The 18,900-nt window shown below is 60.8% G+C and carries 20 protein-coding genes and 1 pseudogene; 11 read left to right on the forward strand and 10 right to left on the reverse strand.

Annotation, left to right across the window (positions count from 1 at the left end; translation table 11 throughout):
* Positions 1 to 230 precede the first annotated feature (230 nt).
* Genes ACIQVE_RS20610 through ACIQVE_RS20635 form a run of 6 tightly spaced genes read right to left on the reverse strand, consistent with a single transcriptional unit; the run spans position 231 to position 4,840 of the window.
* Positions 231 to 938: an HAD family hydrolase gene (locus ACIQVE_RS20610; RefSeq protein ID WP_402811442.1), complete on the reverse strand. Its 708-nt coding sequence runs from the start codon at positions 936 to 938 to the stop codon at positions 231 to 233.
* Positions 935 to 1,834 carry a tyrosine recombinase XerC gene (gene xerC / locus ACIQVE_RS20615; protein WP_402811443.1) on the reverse strand — a complete coding sequence of 300 codons (900 nt, stop codon included), beginning with the start codon at positions 1,832 to 1,834 and terminating at the stop codon, positions 935 to 937. The genes ACIQVE_RS20610 and xerC overlap by 4 nt, the downstream gene beginning before the upstream one ends.
* A gap of 2 nt (positions 1,835 to 1,836) precedes the next feature.
* On the reverse strand, positions 1,837 to 2,562 hold the full coding sequence (locus ACIQVE_RS20620; protein ID WP_402811446.1) for a DUF484 family protein: 726 nt from the start codon (positions 2,560 to 2,562) through the stop codon (positions 1,837 to 1,839).
* Positions 2,563 to 2,575: 13 nt separating this feature from the next.
* Positions 2,576 to 3,406 carry a diaminopimelate epimerase gene (gene dapF, locus ACIQVE_RS20625; protein ID WP_402811450.1) on the reverse strand — a complete coding sequence of 277 codons (831 nt, stop codon included), beginning with the start codon at positions 3,404 to 3,406 and terminating at the stop codon, positions 2,576 to 2,578.
* A gap of 3 nt (positions 3,407 to 3,409) precedes the next feature.
* The gene (lysA, locus tag ACIQVE_RS20630; protein WP_402811453.1) at positions 3,410 to 4,657 is read right to left on the reverse strand and encodes a diaminopimelate decarboxylase; all 1,248 of its coding nucleotides are present in this window, start codon (positions 4,655 to 4,657) and stop codon (positions 3,410 to 3,412) included.
* Between the two features lie 9 nt (positions 4,658 to 4,666).
* A complete protein-coding gene (locus tag ACIQVE_RS20635; protein WP_402811455.1) occupies positions 4,667 to 4,840 on the reverse strand; it encodes a lipoprotein in 174 nt (57 codons plus the stop codon).
* Between the two features lie 303 nt (positions 4,841 to 5,143).
* On the opposite strand from ACIQVE_RS20635, the gene cyaY reads away from it, so the two are divergent.
* The 3 genes from cyaY (at position 5,144) to rnk (ending at position 6,365) form a co-directional block, all read left to right on the forward strand.
* A complete protein-coding gene (cyaY, locus tag ACIQVE_RS20640) occupies positions 5,144 to 5,476 on the forward strand; it encodes an iron donor protein CyaY (protein WP_042561714.1) in 333 nt (110 codons plus the stop codon).
* 4 nt (positions 5,477 to 5,480) lie between these two features.
* Entirely contained in the window at positions 5,481 to 5,699 is a 219-nt protein-coding gene (locus ACIQVE_RS20645) for a DUF1289 domain-containing protein (RefSeq protein WP_402811459.1), read from the forward strand.
* Positions 5,700 to 5,954: 255 nt separating this feature from the next.
* Positions 5,955 to 6,365 carry a nucleoside diphosphate kinase regulator gene (gene rnk / locus ACIQVE_RS20650; protein ID WP_402811462.1) on the forward strand — a complete coding sequence of 137 codons (411 nt, stop codon included), beginning with the start codon at positions 5,955 to 5,957 and terminating at the stop codon, positions 6,363 to 6,365.
* Positions 6,366 to 6,371: 6 nt separating this feature from the next.
* Here rnk and ACIQVE_RS20655 read toward each other — a convergent pair whose 3' ends face one another.
* The 3 genes from ACIQVE_RS20655 to ACIQVE_RS20665 all read right to left on the reverse strand — a co-directional run bounded on the left by ACIQVE_RS20655 (position 6,372) and on the right by ACIQVE_RS20665 (position 10,199).
* Positions 6,372 to 9,215: a class I adenylate cyclase gene (locus ACIQVE_RS20655; RefSeq protein WP_402811464.1), complete on the reverse strand. Its 2,844-nt coding sequence runs from the start codon at positions 9,213 to 9,215 to the stop codon at positions 6,372 to 6,374.
* Positions 9,216 to 9,410: 195 nt separating this feature from the next.
* Positions 9,411 to 9,656 (reverse strand): TIGR02647 family protein, encoded by a 246-nt coding sequence (locus ACIQVE_RS20660; RefSeq protein ID WP_402811466.1) that lies wholly within the window; start codon positions 9,654 to 9,656, stop codon positions 9,411 to 9,413.
* Positions 9,657 to 9,914: 258 nt separating this feature from the next.
* Positions 9,915 to 10,199 (reverse strand): hypothetical protein, encoded by a 285-nt coding sequence (locus ACIQVE_RS20665; protein WP_402811468.1) that lies wholly within the window; start codon positions 10,197 to 10,199, stop codon positions 9,915 to 9,917.
* A gap of 122 nt (positions 10,200 to 10,321) precedes the next feature.
* On the opposite strand from ACIQVE_RS20665, the gene ACIQVE_RS20670 reads away from it, so the two are divergent.
* Entirely contained in the window at positions 10,322 to 10,981 is a 660-nt protein-coding gene (locus ACIQVE_RS20670; RefSeq protein WP_402811470.1) for a glutathione S-transferase family protein, read from the forward strand.
* A 119-nt stretch (positions 10,982 to 11,100) separates the two neighbouring features.
* Here the strand turns inward: ACIQVE_RS20670 and argH are convergent, their stop codons facing one another.
* Positions 11,101 to 12,495: an argininosuccinate lyase gene (gene argH, locus ACIQVE_RS20675; RefSeq protein WP_402811472.1), complete on the reverse strand. Its 1,395-nt coding sequence runs from the start codon at positions 12,493 to 12,495 to the stop codon at positions 11,101 to 11,103.
* A 356-nt stretch (positions 12,496 to 12,851) separates the two neighbouring features.
* On the opposite strand from argH, the pseudogene ACIQVE_RS20680 reads away from it, so the two are divergent.
* The 7 genes and pseudogenes from ACIQVE_RS20680 to ACIQVE_RS20710 all read left to right on the forward strand — a co-directional run.
* A pseudogene (locus ACIQVE_RS20680) lies at positions 12,852 to 12,971 on the forward strand (sensor histidine kinase); the annotation flags it as partial.
* Positions 12,968 to 13,714, forward strand: a complete 747-nt coding sequence (locus ACIQVE_RS20685) for a LytR/AlgR family response regulator transcription factor (protein WP_402811475.1) — start codon at positions 12,968 to 12,970, stop codon at positions 13,712 to 13,714. The pseudogene ACIQVE_RS20680 and the gene ACIQVE_RS20685, both read left to right, overlap by 4 nt.
* A gap of 137 nt (positions 13,715 to 13,851) precedes the next feature.
* Complete coding sequence (hemC, locus tag ACIQVE_RS20690) at positions 13,852 to 14,793, forward strand: hydroxymethylbilane synthase (protein WP_402811478.1); 942 nt, start codon at positions 13,852 to 13,854, stop codon at positions 14,791 to 14,793.
* The gene (locus tag ACIQVE_RS20695) at positions 14,790 to 15,557 is read left to right on the forward strand and encodes a uroporphyrinogen-III synthase (RefSeq protein WP_402811480.1); all 768 of its coding nucleotides are present in this window, start codon (positions 14,790 to 14,792) and stop codon (positions 15,555 to 15,557) included. The genes hemC and ACIQVE_RS20695 overlap by 4 nt, the downstream gene beginning before the upstream one ends.
* 16 nt (positions 15,558 to 15,573) lie before the next feature.
* A complete protein-coding gene (locus ACIQVE_RS20700; RefSeq protein ID WP_402811482.1) occupies positions 15,574 to 16,716 on the forward strand; it encodes a uroporphyrinogen-III C-methyltransferase in 1,143 nt (380 codons plus the stop codon).
* Positions 16,713 to 17,951, forward strand: a complete 1,239-nt coding sequence (locus ACIQVE_RS20705) for a heme biosynthesis protein HemY (RefSeq protein ID WP_402811485.1) — start codon at positions 16,713 to 16,715, stop codon at positions 17,949 to 17,951. Before ACIQVE_RS20700 ends, ACIQVE_RS20705 begins: the two co-directional genes overlap by 4 nt.
* Before the next feature lie 218 nt (positions 17,952 to 18,169).
* The gene (locus tag ACIQVE_RS20710) at positions 18,170 to 18,721 is read left to right on the forward strand and encodes a disulfide bond formation protein B (RefSeq protein ID WP_402811487.1); all 552 of its coding nucleotides are present in this window, start codon (positions 18,170 to 18,172) and stop codon (positions 18,719 to 18,721) included.
* The last annotated feature ends 179 nt before the right edge of the window (positions 18,722 to 18,900 follow it).

Below are 18,900 nucleotides of genomic sequence, written 5' to 3' on the forward strand. Positions count from 1 at the left end.
GGAGCGACCGCACCTGTCCTTAAAATACAAAACGCCCGACGCGGTGCATCGGGCGTTGGGGTGAAAAAGGTGTAAACCTATTTCAGGACTAGACATGAAACAAAAATATCTGAATGAAACACAAACCCTGTGGGAGCGGGCTTGCCCGCGATGGCGTCGGATCAGTCAACATTGATGTTGAATGTGCCGGCCTCATCGCTGGCAAGCCAGCTCCCACAGGTGTCCAAGTGTCAGTTGGAAATGGTATTCCAGCGTGCCAGGACGGCGGGAAGATCAGTCAGGCTGCGGATTTCAGCATCCGGCAAGCGCTCCGCTTCCCAGACTTTACCCGCCGGGTTGAACCACACCGCGCGCAACCCTGCCTCCTGCGCCCCGGCAATGTCATCGCCCGGATGATCGCCGATATGCACGGCGGTTTCGGCGGTGGCGCCACCGCGCTGCAACGCCTCATGAAACAGTCGCGCATCCGGTTTGGCGATACCGATGTCTTCGGCGCACAGGGCAAACTTGAAGTAATCCGCCAGCCCCAACCGGCGCACATCGGCGTTGCCATTGGTGACCACGCCGAGGGCGTAATGGTTGGCGAGAATTTCCAGTACCGGCTCGACTTCGGGGAATACTTCGATCTGATGCCGCGCATGCAAGAACACTTCAAAACTCTTGTCCGCCAGCTCCGACGCTTCGGCATGGGCGTAACCGGCCTCTTCCAGGGCATGAAACAACACCCGCCGGCGCAACGCGCTAATGCGGTGTTTGAGGCCCGGTTCATTGGCCAGCACCCGCTCGCGGATCGACCACAAATGCTCCACCGGCACTGCGCCCAGATTCGGCGCATGTTCGCTCAGCCATTCGCGCAATATCGCTTCGGCACTGACGATCACCGGGGCGGTGTGCCACAGGGTGTCGTCAAGGTCGAAGGTGATCAACTGGATGCTCATGAATCATCGCCTTTCATGCGTTTGGCCCGTGGATGGGCGCTGTCGTAGACCGCCGCCAGGTGCTGGAAGTCCAGATGGGTGTAGATCTGCGTGGTCTTGATGTCCGAGTGGCCGAGCAGTTCCTGCACCGCGCGCAGGTCCTGCGAGGATTCCAGCAAGTGGCTGGCGAAGGAATGCCTGAGCATGTGCGGGTGCAGGTTCTGCCCCAGTTCGCGCTCTCCGGCCAGTTTGACCCGCACCTGAATTGCTCGCGGGCCGAGGCGGCGGCCTTGCTGGCTGACGAATACGGCGTCGTCTGCCGGGTTGGTCATGGCCCGCAGCGGCAGCCAGTATTCGAGGGCTTCGCGGGCCTTTCTGCCAACTGGCAACAGGCGGGTTTTGCTGCCCTTGCCGAGCACCTGAACCATGCCGTCGGCAAGGTCGAGCTGATCGAGATTAAGCCCGGTCAGCTCCGACAAACGCAGGCCGGAGGAATAGAACAACTCCAGAATCGCCTGATCGCGACGTGCCAGGAAATCATCCTCGACCGCGCCTTCAAGCAATTGCAGTGCGCGGTCGGTGTCGAGGGTTTTCGGCAGGCGGCGTTCACCTTTTGGCGGCGCGAGGCCGGTGGCCGGATCGTGATCGCAGAGGCCTTCGCGATTCAGGTAGTGGTAGAGCCCGCGCACTGCCGAGAGCAAGCGGGCGAGGCTGCGCGAGGACTGGCCCTGGGCATGCAGGCGGGCAATAAGACTGCGCAATCGCTGGATGTCCAGCGCGGCCCAACTGCCGATGTTCTGTTTGACACACCAACCGAGGACTTTATCGAGGTCGCGACGATAGGCCGACAGCGTGTGCGGCGACACCTGTCGCTCACTGCGCAGGTGTTCGCAGTAAGCGTCCAGTTGTCGTTCCATGCTCAGCGTACCGAGCGCAGCGAGCTGTTGACCCGTGGCAGCACGCGGCCCATGACTTCGGCGATGTAGCTGAGGAACAGCGTACCGACCGAGCTCTTGTAGTGCTGCGGATCACGGCTGGCGATTGCCAGAATGCCGTGAATGCCCTGATGACTGATGGCGACCACGGCGGTTGAGCCGATCTGCTGGCGCTGTTCTTCGCCGAACAGAAAGTCCAGTTCATGTTCACGCAGCGTGCCGCTGACGCTTTTGCCTTCGGTTAGCAGGCCGCCGATAGCGACTTGTGCATCGGCGTGGCTGACCCACCGCCCGACTGGCGCCGGGTTGTCGCCGAGCAGGATCAGGCTGACGAAGGGCACCTGGAAATCCTGGCGCAGGCTGTCTTCGACGCTGATGACAACGTCTTCCAGGCTGGTGGCATCCATCAGGGCAAGGATCAGGCGGCGGGTCTTGTCGAATAGGCGATCGTTGTCGCGGGCGACATCCATCAACTGTGAGAGGCGATGACGCATCTCGATGTTGCGTTCGCGCAGAATGGTCATCTGCCGCTCGACCAGCGATATGGTGTCACCCCGCCGGTGGGGGATGCGCATGGCGGGCAGCAGTTCTTCGTTCTCGACGAAAAAGTCCGGATGAGCCTCCAGGTACGCGGCAACCGCTGCCGCCTCCAGGCTCTCGGACGCTGATTCGTCGGACTGTCGGGCGGGTACCTGAGGCTTATCGGTCATGGTTTCTGCTCACTCAAAGACGCACTTGTCCTTCGTATACACGCACTGCCGGACCGGTCATCAGCACCGGTTGGCCAGGGCCTGCCCATTCAATGGACAAACGCCCGCCGGGCAGGTCGATCAATAGCGGCGAATCCATCCACCCCTGACTGATTGCCGCGACGGCCGCCGCACAGGCGCCGGTACCGCAGGCCTGGGTTTCCCCGGCGCCACGTTCCCAGACGCGCAGTTGCGCGCGGTTACGGTCGATGATCTGGATAAAACCGACATTGACCCGCGCCGGGAAGCGCGGGTGGTGTTCGATTTTCGGCCCCAGTTCATGCACCGGTGCGCTGTTGATGTCCTGCACGCGCAGCACGGCGTGTGGGTTGCCCATCGACACGGCGGCCAGTTCGACCATGGTGCCGTCGACTTCCAGCTGATAACTCGTGGCCTGCTCCGGTGCTTCGAACGGAATGTCCGTCGGCACCAGGCGCGGGGGGCCCATGTTCACGCCGATCTGGCCGTCGTTACGCACGTCCAGTTCGATGATGCCGCCCTTGGTCTCGACGCGGATCTGCCGTTTGGCAGTCAGACGCTTGTCGAGCACGAAACGCGCGAAGCAGCGTGCGCCGTTGCCGCACTGCTCAACTTCCGAGCCGTCGGAGTTGAAGATCCGGTAGCGGAAATCGACGTCCGGGTTACTCGGCGCTTCGACGATCAGCAGTTGGTCAAAACCGATTCCCGTGTGTCGATCGCCCCATTGCTTGGCGTGCTTTGGCTGAATATGCGCGTGCTGGCTGACCAGGTCGAGAACCATGAAGTCATTGCCCAGGCCGTGCATTTTGGTAAAACGCAGCAGCATGGGTTACTCCGGCAGCAGGCTTTCGCCGGCAAACAGCTCAGCCACGGTTTCGCGGCGACGCACTTCAAACACTTGATCACCGTCCACCAGCACTTCGGCCGCACGGCCGCGAGTGTTGTAGTTGGAGCTCATGACGAAACCGTAGGCGCCGGCCGAATGCACAGCCAGCAGATCGCCTTCGGCGAGGGCCAGCTCGCGGTCCTTGGCGAGGAAGTCGCCGGTTTCGCAGATCGGGCCGACGACGTCGTACATGCGTGCGGCGGTGTCGCGCGGTTTGACCGCAGTGATGTCCATCCACGCCTGATACAGCGCTGGGCGAATCAGGTCGTTCATCGCCGCATCGACGATGGCGAAATCTTTGTGCTCGGTATGCTTGAGGTACTCGACCTGCGTCAGCAGCACGCCGGCGTTGGCGACGATGTAGCGGCCCGGCTCGAACACCAGCGCCAGATCACGACCGTCCAGACGTTCGCGCACGGCTTTGATGTAGTCGGCAGCCAATGGCGGCTCTTCATCGCGATAACGCACGCCCAAACCACCACCGAGATCGATGTGGCGCAGGTGGATGCCGCAATCGCCGAGACGGTCGACCAGATCCAGCAAGCGATCGAGCGCATCAAGGAACGGTGGCAGCGTGGTCAGTTGCGAACCGATGTGGCAGTCGACACCGACCACTTCCAGGTTTGGCAGATGCGCGGCACGCACATACACGTCTTCGGCGTCGGCGATGGCGATGCCGAACTTGTTTTCCTTGAGACCGGTGGAGATGTACGGGTGGGTGCCAGCATCGACGTCCGGGTTCACACGCAGCGAAACCGGTGCGCGAACACCCAGTTCGGCGGCGACAACTTGCAGGCGTTCCAGCTCGTCGGTGGACTCGACGTTGAAGCAGTGCACGCCGACTTCCAGCGCACGGCGCATGTCGTCACGGGTCTTGCCGACGCCGGAGAACACGATCTTGTCGGCGCTGCCGCCAGCGGCCAGTACGCGTTCCAGCTCGCCACGGGAAACGATGTCGAAACCGGCGCCGAGACGGGCCAGGACATTCAGGACGCCGAGGTTGGAGTTGGCTTTGACGGCATAGCAAACCAGGTGCGGCATGCCGGCCAGCGCATCGGCGTAGGCTAGATACTGGGCTTCGATGTGTGCGCGCGAGTAAACATAGGTTGGTGTGCCGAAACGGTCGGCGATGGCGGACAGCGCCACACCTTCCGCGAACAGCTCCCCGCCACGGTAGTTAAAAGCGTCCATGGCGATCCCTTAGTAAACGTCGTGCTTGTGTGCTTTGGAAGCAGGCTGCTTTTGCGACGACTGGGCTTGCTCGGCTGGGTCCTGAGCGTCATCCGGCAGGTACAACGGGCCTTTTTGACCACAGGCCGAAACGAGGCAGGCAACCGCGACGAGCGCAGCAAGGGAAGAGATCAGGCGCTTCATGGCGAAATCCTTGAAAATACGTTAATTGCGCCGGAGTATACCGGCCACCCGGCAGCTTGCCTATGCGACGGGCCTCCCGTCCGGCGGGGCTCACTGGATACACACAAACACCTGTGGGAGCGGGCTTGCCCGCGATAGCGGTGATTCAGTCGCCATCGATGTTGAATTTGTCGGCCTCATCGCTGGCAAGCCAGCTCCCACAGGGGCGGTGCAGGCAGTTGGTCGTTATCCTTTGCAATCAGCCAGAAGCGTCCGTATCTTGCGGCGCTTGAGCCTGATCAGACATTTTTTGAGGTTGCCACAATGAGTTTGTCCGAAGCCCGTTTCCACGATCTGGTCGATGACACCCAGGAAAAACTGGAAGACATCTTTGACGAAAGCGACCTGGATATCGATCTGGAAAGTTCGGCCGGTGTGCTGACCGTCAAGTTCGAAAACGGCTCGCAGCTGATCTTCAGCCGCCAGGAGCCGTTGCGTCAGCTTTGGCTGGCGGCAGTTTCGGGTGGTTTCCACTTCGACTACGACGAAGAAAGCGAGCGCTGGATGTGCGACAAGAGCGAAGAGCAGTTGGGCGAAATGCTCGAGCGCATCGTCAAGCAGCAGGCTGGCGCCGAATTCGATTTCGAAGGCCTGTGATTCCGTGACTGACACCGCTTCCGCGCGCCCACCCAAGCCGCTCTACAGCAACATCAGCCCGGCGGTGCCTTCACCGTGCAGCGGCGTGTGTCGGCTGGACGAACAAAAGGTCTGCCTCGGCTGTTTCCGGCATGTTGAGGATATTCGTGAGTGGCGCTCGGCCGATGATGAGCGGCGCCGAGTGATCGTCACCCAGGCCGCTGCACGCAAATCCCAAGCCTGACCCGATCCTGTGGTGAGGGGATTTATCCCCGTTCGACTGCGCAGCAGTCTTCAAGATTTTGGGGGCGCTGCGCGACCCAACGGGGATAAATCCCCTCGCCACAAGGGGGGCTCCTTGAAGGTGGGTGGCTTGTATATTTTTTGAGCTGTGATAGTGTCCGAACACGCCTCAACCCACCGAGGCTCGGTGAAAACCCCGTCTTTTTTTGGCGGGGTTTTGCTTTTTTTGCGCAGAAGAAAGGAGTCTGCCCGGATCATGACCGCACCTTCCATCACTCTTACCCGTCTGGACGTTCAACGTCTGGAGCGCCTGATCGACAGCCTGGATGACACGCTGCCGGGCGTGATTGCGTTGCAAACCGAACTGGACCGCGCCGATACGCTGGTCAGCCACGATGACGTGCCTGCCGATGTCGTGACGATGAATTCCCGCGTGCATTGCCGCGAAGAAGGCAGTGGTAAGGATTACCACCTGACGCTGGTCTATCCCAAGGATGCCAATGCCGATGAAGGCAAGATTTCGGTTCTGGCGCCAGTCGGCAGCGCACTGCTGGGTCTGAAAGTCGGGCAGCACATCGACTGGCCGGCACCGGGCGGCAAGACCCTCAAGCTGACCCTGCTGGAAGTCGAATCGCAACCGGCCAACGGTGGCGCGTTCCCCGAGTAAATTCACTCAGACCTGTTCGAGTGCCTCGTTCAGGGCGCGCTCCAGGTCGGCCTTGTACCGCAGATACAGATTGCTTGAACTTTGCCCATCACCGAGCAGGCCGGACAGGTCCAGATCGGTGATGTAGCAACGATAGCGCTCGGTCTCGCGGCGCTGCTCGACGATCTCCCGGGCGACCACGCTGAACAGCTGGTCGCCATGCTCCAACTCGCTGAACTCCCGTTGATTGCAATACAGCGTGACCTGCACTTCCCCCGGTGCGGCCTTGCCGATGATCGCCTGCACGTCGTAGAACGCTTTGTTGGCTGGCGTCTGCGGCATCGGCCGCGCTTCGACACGCCGCGCCCGTCCCGGGCCTGAAGGCAACAGCTGGTAATACAAAATATCGAGGCTGGTCGAGGGGGCAGCCTCCATCGGCAGCAGCGCTTCACGCCGATACTGGATCGATTGCAGGAAACGTTGTAGCGGCACCAGCAGACTTTGCTCGTCGTGATACGGCAAGTGCTGTTGCCACAGCGCATTGAATTCGTCCAGGACGTAGACCTCGGCGTGCTGCTCGATGATCCGGTAGAACACCTGAATGCACTCCGGTTGGCCCATCGGCAGGATCAGCGCAAGGTCGTGATCCTCCAGTGCCATCGGATCAAGGTGTAGCGGGCTGTAGCGCGCCTGCTCTTCGCTGAGGTAATCGAGCAGTGCTGGCAGGGTGGCTAGCGCGACATGGTTGACCTGTCCGGGCACCAGTTCCAGCACGTGATAGTGCTGTTGCACCTGTATCAGGTAGCGGTGATTCAAGGCGCTGAGCAGCAGGTTCTGCGCGGTATCGACGATTTCCTCCACGCGTCGGGCAATGAACTGCGCACGGTTATGACAGAAACAGCGCACCTTCAGCGACGGCTGTAGCGGCCCGCGCGGCAAGTTGTTGAGGTAATCGCGCAGGCAATCAAGCAAGGCGTGGGGCCCGTCGAAGCGGTTGACCAGTACTTCATTCCAGCTATTGAGCGTGACCTGATCGAGGGTCAGAACGAGGTTCTCACGGACGCCGGCATAGCTCAGCGAATCGGTGCGCTCGGTGGTCATCAGGATGTTGAGGTCGCGGTGATGCTTGAGTGGGTCGACACCGACGTTCACCAGAATCAGCACTTCGCTGGGTACGGCGGCGCGCAGCAGCGGTTCTTCGGCGACGGTGGGCAAGGGCAGGGCGATGCACTGTTGCAGGCTGCCGAGCAGGTTGAACAGCTCGAACTCGCTCAGGTCGCTGTTGCCAGGGTGCAGGGCCAGGCGGGTGCTGCTGTCGATCACGCCGTTGCGGTGGCACCAGGTCAGCAGTTCGAGCAATTCGCGGCTGCGTTTGATCGGCGCGAAATGTTCCCACTCATGCGCCGTGAGGCTGCCGTTGTACAGGCCCCACTGGGTTTGCCCCGGTTCCTTCTTGTTGCGCGATTGCACCAGGGTCAGGGTGTCTTCGGCCAGATCCGGGGCGATGCCGGGGTTGATGAACTCGACCTTGTCGGCCTTGCGCTCGAATGCGGCGTAGAGCCTGCGGCCCAGCACGTTGAGATCGCGTTTGTTGATCAGGCTGACGGTCTGCTCGGTGCGGGCGAACTGGGTCAGGAAGCGGTAGCTGTAATTCAGCTCGTTCACCAGTGCGCGACGCTCGGCGCTGACCTGGCGGACTTTCCACTGGCTGCGGCTATCGAGTAAGGCGAGTTGCCGCTGATCCCAATGCCATTCGTTGGCCAGTCGTTCCAGCAGCGAACGTTGCCAGCTCTGCGTGCGGCTATTGCCCGTGAGCTTGCGATTGACCTTGAGGTATAGCGCGCGGCGCACCAACTCCAGACGTTCCGGTTCGTTACGGGCGATGAGGTATTCCTCGATGCGCCGATACACGACCATATACGGGTCCAGTTCATCCAGATCGAGGTGGTTGGCGAACACGGCTTTTTTGAAGCGCAGGCTCAGGCACTGCACTTGCGGGTGTTCGCTGGCATAAACCTCGGTCAGCAGCAGTTTGAGCACCGACTTGTACGGCGACTCGATGCCCTTGAACAATTGCCAAAGCCCGGCGCCGATGAACTCCCCCGGCGGAATCGTCGCCAAATGCCCAAGGTCGACGGTTTCGTCGGCGCGGATGAAGCGTTTGGACAGCAGCGTGTGGGTGTAAATGTCGTAGGCCGTTTCTTCGTAAACCGGCACCAGCCACCAGATCGGCGTGCGACCGGCCAGCCAGATTGCGGTGCGATAGAACTCGTCGAGCAACAGATAGTGCTGAGTGCTGCCGCAGTTTTCGGAACTGAGCTGGGTGTCGCGCTCGCCTTTGACGAAACGCACCGGGTCGATCAGAAAGAAATGCGCCTCTGCGCCCTGACTCGCGGCCCAGGTTTCGAGCAGCCGGCATTTCTTGCCCAGTTCGGCCAGCTCGTTTTCGCTCAGGTCGGGCGAGTGACACACCCACACGTCCATGTCGCTTTGATCGGCCTGGGCCAGGGTGCCGAGACTGCCCATCAGGAACAGACCGTGAATCGGTCGCGACGGGTTGCTGCCGTGGCGCGGCTTGTAAGAGAACGACCGGGTCAGGCGCTGGGCTTCGGCGAGGGTATTGGCGTCCGGCTCGTAATTCGACAGGCCGGCCGGCGTACTGCCCGAGACATAGCCGGGCAGCAGCGGATGATTGACGTGGAAGAACAGCGGCAGCAGCGTCAGCACACTTTGCTGGCGCGTCGACAAACCTTCGAGAGCGCGGCCTAGACGGCCTTCATTGAGTTTGAGAAAACGCGCGCGCAGTTGGCTGAGCACCTTGCGGTCGATTCCTTCGTCCAGGTCGGGGCGGATTTCATGGGTGCGCGTCATGTCAGCTCAAACCGGCTCGCAGGCTCGGACGTAGAGGGTCTCGGATTGAGGGGCAGTTTAGCCTTTGCGCGGCGGGAGTTTTAAGCTGAATTTGTTTTTTTGACGTCAGATTTCAATCGCGAGGCGGCAGTCGACGTCCGGACGGGCCCGCGGAAATCCCGTGACAGGGGTTCCCGTGGGCGAAGTCAGGAAGGGTCAGGCTGTTTCTGGTTCTCTCAGGATCGTCAGGACGGTTTGCACATTTTGCGCGGCATCGCGCCCCAGGCTGGTCAGATATCCGCCATCGGGCTGGTCGGTCAGTTCTTTATCAAAGAGGCGTTGGGCAGCAGCGACGTGCTTCGGGGCAGCGGTTTGATGAATTTTCAAACCTTCCTGGGAACTGTCCAGGGGAAAGAGTGCAAGGACTTCCAGTTCGGCAACCAACTCAGGGGTAAGCGACATAAGGACTCCAGACTTTCTAGGAATTGGAACGCAGCGCCCCTAAGGTGAACCCGCTTTTGCGGCATGTCCAGTGCTCAGATCAGGGATTTTGTCTTGAGGCGGACTCCAGTGTAGTCGGGGTCCGAGAGAAGGTCGGATGGATGGGTGACAAATTGTGTGGGAGCGAGCCTGCTCGCGAATGCGGCGTGTCAGGCGCCGCATAATTCGAATGGTACGGCCTCTTCGCGAGCAGGCTCGCTCCCACAGGGAAAAGTGCGGTTAATGCTTTTCCGGTGGCAACTCAGGTAGCGCGCGCAGTGCTGCTTCGTACCATTCGGTATTGAACGGGCGATCTTCATCAAGCATCGCGTCAATCTCGAATGCCAGCACATGCGCCATCAGATTGAGGATTTCTTCGCGTTCAACGCCCACCAGAGTCAACGTGTTGAGCGTTGCCTTGGCCGCAGGCGGGTTGTCGCTTTCGATCTGGTTCTCGATCGCTTCGATCAGCGTGCTCTCAGTGAACTCTTCTTCGTCGTTATCGATGTCTGTCGGCTCGCTCATGGCAGGCTCCTCAAGGAAAGGCGCCAGTTTACCCGCATTCAGTGGCGTGATGCTGCTGGCGGGAATTCCCCGGGCGATCTATAAACAGGCACTGCCCACCCCGCACGGCCTGGAGGCTATTGATGCTTAAGCTCTACGGATTCTCTGTCAGCAACTACTACAACATGGTCAAACTGGCGCTGCTGGAAAAAGGCCTGCCGTTCGAAGAGGTCACGTTCTATCCCGCGCAGACCGCTGAGTCATTGGCCATCAGCCCGCGCGGCAAAGTGCCGGTGCTGGGCGTTGATGCGGGTTACATCAACGAAACGGCGATCATTCTCGAATACCTTGAACTGACTCAAAAAGGCACGCCGCTGCTGCCGAGCGATCCGTTCGAGCGGGCGCAGGTGTTGGCAATCGCCAAGGAAATCGAGCTGTACATCGAACTGCCGGGGCGTGCCTGCTACGGCGAAGCGTTCTTCGGCATGACCTTACCGGACGCCATCAAGGAAAAGACCAAGACAGAATTGCTGCTGGGTTTTGCCGCCCTTGGCCGGCACGGCAAGTTCGCCCCGTATGTGGCGGGCGACAGTCTGAGCATCGCGGACTTGTACTTTCTCTACAGCGTGCCGCTGGCGTGTGCGGTGGGGCATAAACTGTTCGGGATTGATTTGCTGAAAGAGATGCCGGAGGCAAAGGCGCTGTTGGAGCGGCTGGAGCAGAATCCGCATGTGCAAAAGATTGCTGCGGACAAGGAGGCGGCGATGCCAGCGTTTTTGGCGATGATCGCTGCCAAGAAGTAAGGTTTGTAGCGTTCTGAAGTCAGTAATCGCTGGCAAGCCAGCTCCCACAGGGTTCTGGGTTGAAACACAAATGCGTGTTCGACGCAGAACCTGTGGGAGCTGGCTTGCCAGCGATGCTTTTAGCGGCTGGCGATCAGGGCCTGACCGCGACCCACCGCTGCCTTGACCTGCGCCGGCGCAGTGCCGCCGATATGGTCACGGGCGTTCACCGAGCCTTCCAGGGTCAGCACGGCAAACACGTCCTGCTCGATCTGGTCGCTGAACTGGCGCAGTTCTTCCAGGCTCATCTCGGCCAGGTCCTTGCCAGTGTCGACGCCGTACTTCACTGCGTGGCCGACGATTTCGTGGCAGTCACGGAACGGCAGGCCGCGGCGTACCAGGTAGTCAGCCAGGTCAGTGGCGGTGGAGAAGCCACGCAGGGCCGCTTCACGCATGATCGCGTGTTTCGGCTTGATTGCCGGGATCATGTCGGCAAACGCACGCAGCGAATCGCGCAAGGTGTCGGCGGCGTCGAATAGCGGTTCCTTGTCTTCCTGATTGTCCTTGTTGTAGGCCAGTGGCTGGCCTTTCATCAGGGTCAGCAGGCCCATCAGCGCACCGAACACGCGGCCGGTCTTGCCGCGTACCAACTCCGGCACGTCCGGGTTTTTCTTTTGCGGCATGATTGAGCTGCCAGTGCAGAAGCGATCCGGCAGATCAATGAACTGGAACTGCGCGCTGGTCCACAGCACCAGTTCCTCGGAGAAGCGCGACAAGTGCATCATCGCGATGCTCGCGGCGGAGCAGAATTCGATGGCGAAATCGCGATCGGAAACGTTGTCCAGCGAGTTGCCGCCCACGGCGTCGAAGCCCAGCAGTTGCGCGGTGTATTCGCGGTCGATCGGGTAGGTGGTGCCGGCCAGCGCGGCGCTGCCCAGAGGCATGCGGTTGGTGCGCTTGCGGCAATCGACCAGACGCTCGTAGTCGCGGCTGAGCATTTCGAACCAGGCCAGCATGTGGTGCCCGAAGGTCACTGGCTGCGCGGTTTGCAGGTGAGTGAAACCGGGCATGATGCTGCCGGACTCGCGCTCGGCCTGCTCCAGCAGACCTTTTTGCAGGCGGGTGATTTCGGCGAGGATCAGGTCGATTTCGTCACGCAGCCACAGGCGGATGTCGGTGGCGACCTGGTCGTTGCGGCTACGGCCGGTGTGGAGTTTCTTGCCGGTCACGCCGATGCGGTCGGTCAGGCGCGCTTCGATGTTCATGTGCACGTCTTCGAGGTCGATGCGCCAGTCGAACTGGCCGGCCTCGATTTCGCCCTGAATGGTGTTCAGACCGTCGATGATGCTGTCGCGCTCGGCATCGGTCAGCACGCCGACCTTGGCCAACATGGTGGCGTGGGCGATTGAGCCCATGATGTCGTGGCGATACAGGCGCTGGTCGAAAGTGACGGAGGCGGTGAAGCGGGCGACGAAGGCGTCGACGGGTTCACTGAAGCGGCCGCCCCAGGACTGATTGGTCTTGTCAGTGCTCATGAATTCGCTCGTATCGGCTTGAAGAAAAAAAGGCGTGAAACGCTGGCGCGGATAATAACAGGGTTGCCAATCCTGTCGTTGACACCGGTCGATACGTTTTTTTCGCAACGTGTCATGCATAGTCGGCGTGCTGCGCCGGGAATTTGCGCAACGATATTTTTCGATTGAGCAATATCGGCCCGACGAGCGTCTACAGTAGGACATAAGGGTCGGCGCGACTGCGGATCGTGCAAAGGTCTGGCCGCCGACTATAAGAAGTGGAGGTGGGTGTATTGTCCTTCGGCAAACCCCGTGAGAAACGCAGGAAACAGCGGGCTTCGAGCAGTACGACCCGGACACTGGCAAATTTTGCTGGCCGACGTACGGCACTTTTTGGCGCTCGGGCTAGTCTTAGCGTGGATCGCGGTGACGGACGTCACTTCACCTGTCTACGCTATCCTTGTGCGAGACTCACGCAGGAATCCAGCGCAATATGAATGTCCTGATCGTTGATGACGAACCACTGGCTCGCGAGCGCCTCAGCCGAATGGTGAGCGAGCTCGAGGGTTATACAGTCCTGGAGCCCAACGCCACGAATGGCGAAGAGGCGTTGGCACTGATCGACAGCCACAAGCCGGATATCGTGCTGCTCGATATCCGCATGCCAGGCCTCGATGGCCTGCAGGTTGCTGCCCGTCTGTGCGAACGAGAAACGCCGCCCGCCGTGGTGTTTTTCACCAGTCCCGATGAATTTGCCGTGGAAGCCCTGCAGGCAAGCGCCGTGGGCTATGTGGTGAAACCCGTGCGAACCGAACATCTGCATGACGCCCTGAAACGGGCTGAACGTCCCAATCGGGCGCAACTCTCGGCCCTGACCCGCCCCGCTGCCGAAAGCGGCACTGGCCCGCGCAGTCACATCAGCGCCCGTACCCGCAAAGGCATCGAACTGATCCCGCTGGATCAGGTGGTCTATTTCATTGCTGACCACAAATACGTGACCTTGCGCCATGAAGGCGGCGAGGTGCTGCTGGACGAACCGCTCAAGGCCCTCGAAGACGAATTTGGCGAGCGTTTCGTGCGCATCCACCGCAACGCGCTAGTCGCCCGCGACCGCATCGAACGCTTGCAGCGTACGCCGCTGGGCCATTTTCAGCTGTTCCTCAAAGGCCTCAATGGTGATGCGCTGATTGTCAGCCGCCGACATGTGGCGGGTGTACGCAAAATGATGCAGGGCCTTTAACCCGGCCTTTCCGGGGGGCTCATTTTCTCGTTAGCGGGCATCGCAGGCCAGGGAGGCCGCGCCGTTTCTGATTCAAGTCAAAGTGGATTTGGCTGAGCTGTTATTATCCGCCGTATCTATTCAGTACGGATTGATCCATGTCCTCTCGCGAAATCCGCATCGCCACCCGTAAAAGTGCGCTCGCCCTGTGGCAGGCCGAATACGTCAAAGCCCGTCTGGAAGCGGCCCATCCCGGTTTGCTGGTGACACTGGTGCCCATGGTCAGTCGCGGCGACAAGCTGCTCGATTCGCCGCTGTCGAAAATCGGCGGCAAGGGCCTGTTCGTCAAGGAACTGGAAACCGCGCTGCTGGAAAACGAAGCCGACATCGCTGTCCACTCGATGAAAGACGTGCCGATGGACTTCCCTGAAGGCCTCGGTCTGTTCTGCATCTGCGAGCGCGAAGACCCGCGTGATGCCTTCGTTTCCAATACCTATTCAAGCCTTGAGGCGCTGCCTGCCGGTAGCGTCGTCGGCACGTCGAGCCTGCGCCGTCAGGCACAGCTGCTGACCCGTCGCCCGAACCTTGAAATTCGCTTCTTGCGCGGCAACGTCAACACCCGTCTGGCCAAGCTGGATGCAGGTGAGTACGACGCGATCATCCTCGCGGCGGCGGGTTTGATCCGCCTCGGTTTCGAGGAACGCATCACTTCGGCAATCAGCGTCGATGACAGCCTGCCAGCCGGTGGGCAGGGCGCGGTCGGTATCGAATGCCGTAGCGCCGACAGCGAAATCCATGCCTTGCTGGAACCGCTGCATCATGCCGATACCACTTCCCGCGTCACGGCTGAACGTGCCCTCAACAAACATTTGAATGGTGGCTGCCAGGTGCCGATCGCCTGCTACGCCGTGCTTGAAGGCGAGCAGTTGTGGTTGCGGGGTCTGGTGGGCGAGCCGAGTGGCGGCCGCCTGATCAGCGCCCAAGCCCGGGCCCCTCGCGCCGATGCCGAAGCATTGGGTGTGAAAGTCGCTGAAGATTTGCTCGCCCAAGGCGCCGAAGAGATTCTTAAAGCAGTCTACGGCGAGGCAGGCCACGAGTGACTGGTTGGCGCCTGCTGCTGACGCGCCCTGCGGATGACTGTGCGGCGCTCGCCGAGACGTTGGCCGGGCTGGGGGTTTTCAGCAGTTGCCTGCCGCTTTTGGAAATTGCCCCGCTGCCGGTCTCTGAGAAAATACGTCGAGCCATGGCGCGACTGCCCGGTTGCAGCGCAGTGATTGTGGTGAGCAAACCGGCGGCTCGTATTGCGCTGGAACTGCTCGATGCCCAGGGGCCGCAGTCGTTGACCATGCCTTGGTTCAGCGTCGGTGCGGCGACGGCGAAGATTCTTCAGGATCGCGGCCTCGACGCAAACTTCCCGGTCGATGGCGATGACAGCGAAGCATTGCTGCAATTGCCGCGTCTGCGTGATGCAGTCGCCCAACCGGGTTCGCAGGTGTTGATCCTGCGCGGCGAGGGCGGTCGCGAGCTGCTCGCCGAGCGCCTGCGCGAGCTTGGTGCTAGTGTCGAGTATCTGGAATTGTATCGACGCGAGCTGCCGGCCTACGGGCTTCAAGCATTACCGCAGCGGATCGCAGCGGAACGCTTGAACGGGCTGGTGGTCAGCAGTGGACAGGGTTTTGAGCACCTGCGCCAAATGGCCGGCGATGCTTGGCCGACGATTGCACAGTTGCCGTTGTTTGTTCCAAGCCCAAGAGTCGCCGAGCTGGCAAATGCCGCCGGGGCTCAAACAGTTGTGGATTGCCGCGGCGCGAGTGCCGCGGCTTTGCTGACGGCGTTGCGGGAGCATCCCGTACCCGTTTTCTAATGCAAAGGATGGATACGTGAGCGAAACAGCCTTGCCAAAAGATGACGTCCAACCTGTGATTGATGCACAGGTTGAAACTCCACCGCCGGCCCAAGAGCCGCGCCGAGGCAATGGCCTGGCCATCGTCGCCCTGTTGCTCGGTGCGGCCGGGGTCGCGATGGGTGGTTGGGGAGTCTGGCAGGTGCGACACCTGCAAACCAACACTCAGCAACAGTCGGGTCAGGTGCAGGCGTTGAACGATCAGGCGCAGGGTCTGAAGCTCAACGAGCAGCGTCTGACCGAGCGCCTCGCGCAATTGCCGGGGGCCGAAGAGCTTGCCGAACGCCAGCGTCTGGTGACGCAACTTCAGGGTGATCAACAGCGCCTCAATCAACGTCTGGAAACCGTCCTCGGCGCCAGCCGCAAGGACTGGCGCCTGGCTGAGGCTGAGCACTTGTTGCGTCTGGCCAGCCTGCGCCTTTCCGCGTTGCAGGACATCAGCAGCGCTCAGGCACTGGTGCAGGGTGCCGATGAAATCCTCCGTGAACAGAACGACCCCGGCTCCTTCGCTGCCCGCGAGCAAGTGGCAAAAACCCTGGTTGCGCTGCGCAGCACCGAGCAGCCGGATCGCACCGGATTGTTCCTGCGATTGGGGGCCCTGCGTGATCAGGTCATCGACCTCACAGAGCTGGCGCCGGAATACAAGGATCGGGGCGAATCGCTGCTCGGCCTGACCGCCGACGGTGACGGTGCCAGCCGCTGGGCGCAGTGGTGGGATCAGGTCTCGCACTACATCCGTATCGATTTCGACGCTGACAAGAATGTGAAGCCGCTGTTGGCCGGACAGAGTCTGAGCCAGGTGCGTCTGGCCCTGAGCCTGGCGCTGGAGCAGGCGCAATGGGCGGCCCTCAACGGTCAGGCGGCGGTTTACACTCAAGCACTGGCTGAGGCGCGCGACGTGCTCAAAGGCAACTTCAACCCGGACAATCCGCAAAGCAAAGTGATGCTGGAGCAGGTCGGCGAGTTGAGCAAAGAACCGGTCACGGTCAAGACGCCGGATCTGACCGGTACCCTGAGTGCGGTGCAGGCCTATCTCGAGCGGCGTAACGTCAACGCTGAAGAGTCGGTGAAACCCTTTGCCAAACCTGCCGCCAACACCGCGCAGGAGGCGACGCCATGAAGCGCCTCTATGTGATCGTGTTTCTGGTGATCGCGGCGACGGCGGCGCTGGGCCTGGCGATCGCCGAGCATTCCGGTTACGTGCTGGTCGCCTACAAATCCTTCCGTTACGAGTCGAGCCTGTGGGCAACCTTGGCGCTGATTGCGGTGTTGTGGTTGCTGATCTGGGGCATCAAGGCATTGGTCGAACTGGTCATGGCCTCCAGTGGCGTGGTCAATCCATGGTCGCGGCGCAACCGCAGCCGTCGGGTGCAGGTGGCGATTGAACACGGTCAGCTGGATCTGGCTGAAGGTCGTTGGGCCAGTGCTCAGCGTCATTTGTATCGGGCCGCTGAAGCCGAGCGCCAACCGCTGCTGTACTACCTCGGCGCTGCCCGTGCGGCGAACGAGCAGGGCAATTACGAGGAGTCCGATCGGTTGCTCGAACGTGCGTTGGAGCGCCAGCCTCAGGCAGAGCTGGCAATCGCGTTGAGCCACGCACAGTTGCAGACCGACCGTGGCGACACCGACGGCGCATTGGTGACCCTACAGGCGATGCACGAGCGCCATCCTCATAATGTGCAGACGCTGCGTCAGTTGCAGCGTTTGTATCAGCAACGCGGCGATTGGTCGGCGGTGATTCGTCTGCTGCCGGAGCTGCGCAAGGATAAAGTCCTGCCATCCGCCGAACTGGCTGAGCTTGAGCGTCGCGCCTGGGGTGAAAACCTTTCGCTGGCAGCGCAGCGAGAAGAGGACGGTTTGGTCGGTTTGCAGTCGCTCACTCGCGCCTGGCAACAGCTGACCTCGGCGCAACGTCAGGAGCCGCCACTGGTGCTGGCCTATGCCGAACAGCTGCGTCAGCTGGGCGCTCAGGTCGAGGCGGAAGAGGTGCTGCGCACGGCCCTCAAGCGCAAGTACGACAGCCATTTGGCGCGCCTGTATGGTCTGGTGCGCGGGAGTGATCCAGCGCGTCAGTTGCAAACCGCCGAGGGTTGGCTCAAGGATCATCCGAACGATCCGAGCCTGCTGCTGACCTTGGGTCGTCTGTGCCTGCAATCCAGTCTATGGGGCAAGGCCCGGGATTATCTGGAAAGCAGCCTGCGTGTGCAGCGCAATCCGGAAGCCTGTGCGGAACTGGCGCGCTTGCTCGCACAGCTTGGCGATACCGAACGCAGCAATCAGCTGTTCCAGGAAGGCCTCGGTCTGCTCGATGAGCGCCTGTTGGCCGCGCCACTGCCGGCCTTGTCTCGCGTCTGAAGTTGCGAGGGAGGTTGCTCCCTCGCACACCTTTGGCGAGCGAAAATTAAACTTCAGTGAGCCTTTAGGGCGAAGTCCTACAGCGTGCTACCCCGATTCCTCTTGAAGCTGTCGGGTTTTCCCTACACCTCTGGTGAACTGTCGGCAGGGCCTTGCCTTGAAAGGCTGACACGCTTTCCTCTACCGTAACCATCTGTCTCTACTGTTACGGAAAAGCCATGTCGTTGGCCTGCTCACGCTCCTTGTTCTTCATGGCTTTCACTGCGAGTGCCTTTGCTCTGGGAGCTTCCTATTATCTTGAATACGCGGTCGGCCTGACGCCATGCAGCTTGTGCCTGGTGCAGCGGCTGTTCCTCACGCTGCTGTGCGTGTGCTGTGGGCTGGCGGCGGTGCATGGCCCCACGCGTGTCGGGCTGTGGCTTTACTGGTTGTCTGCGCTGGGCGCGAGTCTGGGCGGCACCACGGCGGCTTGGCGGCAAGTACTGATCCAGAGTGATCCAGTGCTGCAATTGGTCCATTGTGCTTCCAGCTCCGAGGCGCTGTTCAGCGGAATGTCATGGATATGCGCGTTGCAAAAGATGTTTACCGGCGGAATCGACTGCGCGCAAATTTCCTGGACGTTGTTTGACCTGACTATCCCGGAATGGAGCCTGTTGTTCTTTGTTGCGGTATCGATTCTTGCCGTATATCAATTGTTGCGACTGGTCTGGAGTGCTCTGCAGCGACCGCTCAGCGGCGAAGCGTCGCACCTGGAACTGCTGCGGGATTAAACACTTGTATGAACTTTATCTCCTGCGTACCTTGAAGCCATAGGCGTGCGGGCATAATCTGGCCCGCACGTGTCATTGGATTTATGTTGCTCGATGACGCTCTGCCCGGCCGTCCCCCAAGCCAAAACCAAAAGCGGGACGCGGGTGTAGAGCAGCATGACCCACAAGGGAAGAGAGAC

The organism is Pseudomonas sp. NPDC098747, from assembly GCF_044760045.1.
Taxonomy (GTDB): domain Bacteria; phylum Pseudomonadota; class Gammaproteobacteria; order Pseudomonadales; family Pseudomonadaceae; genus Aquipseudomonas.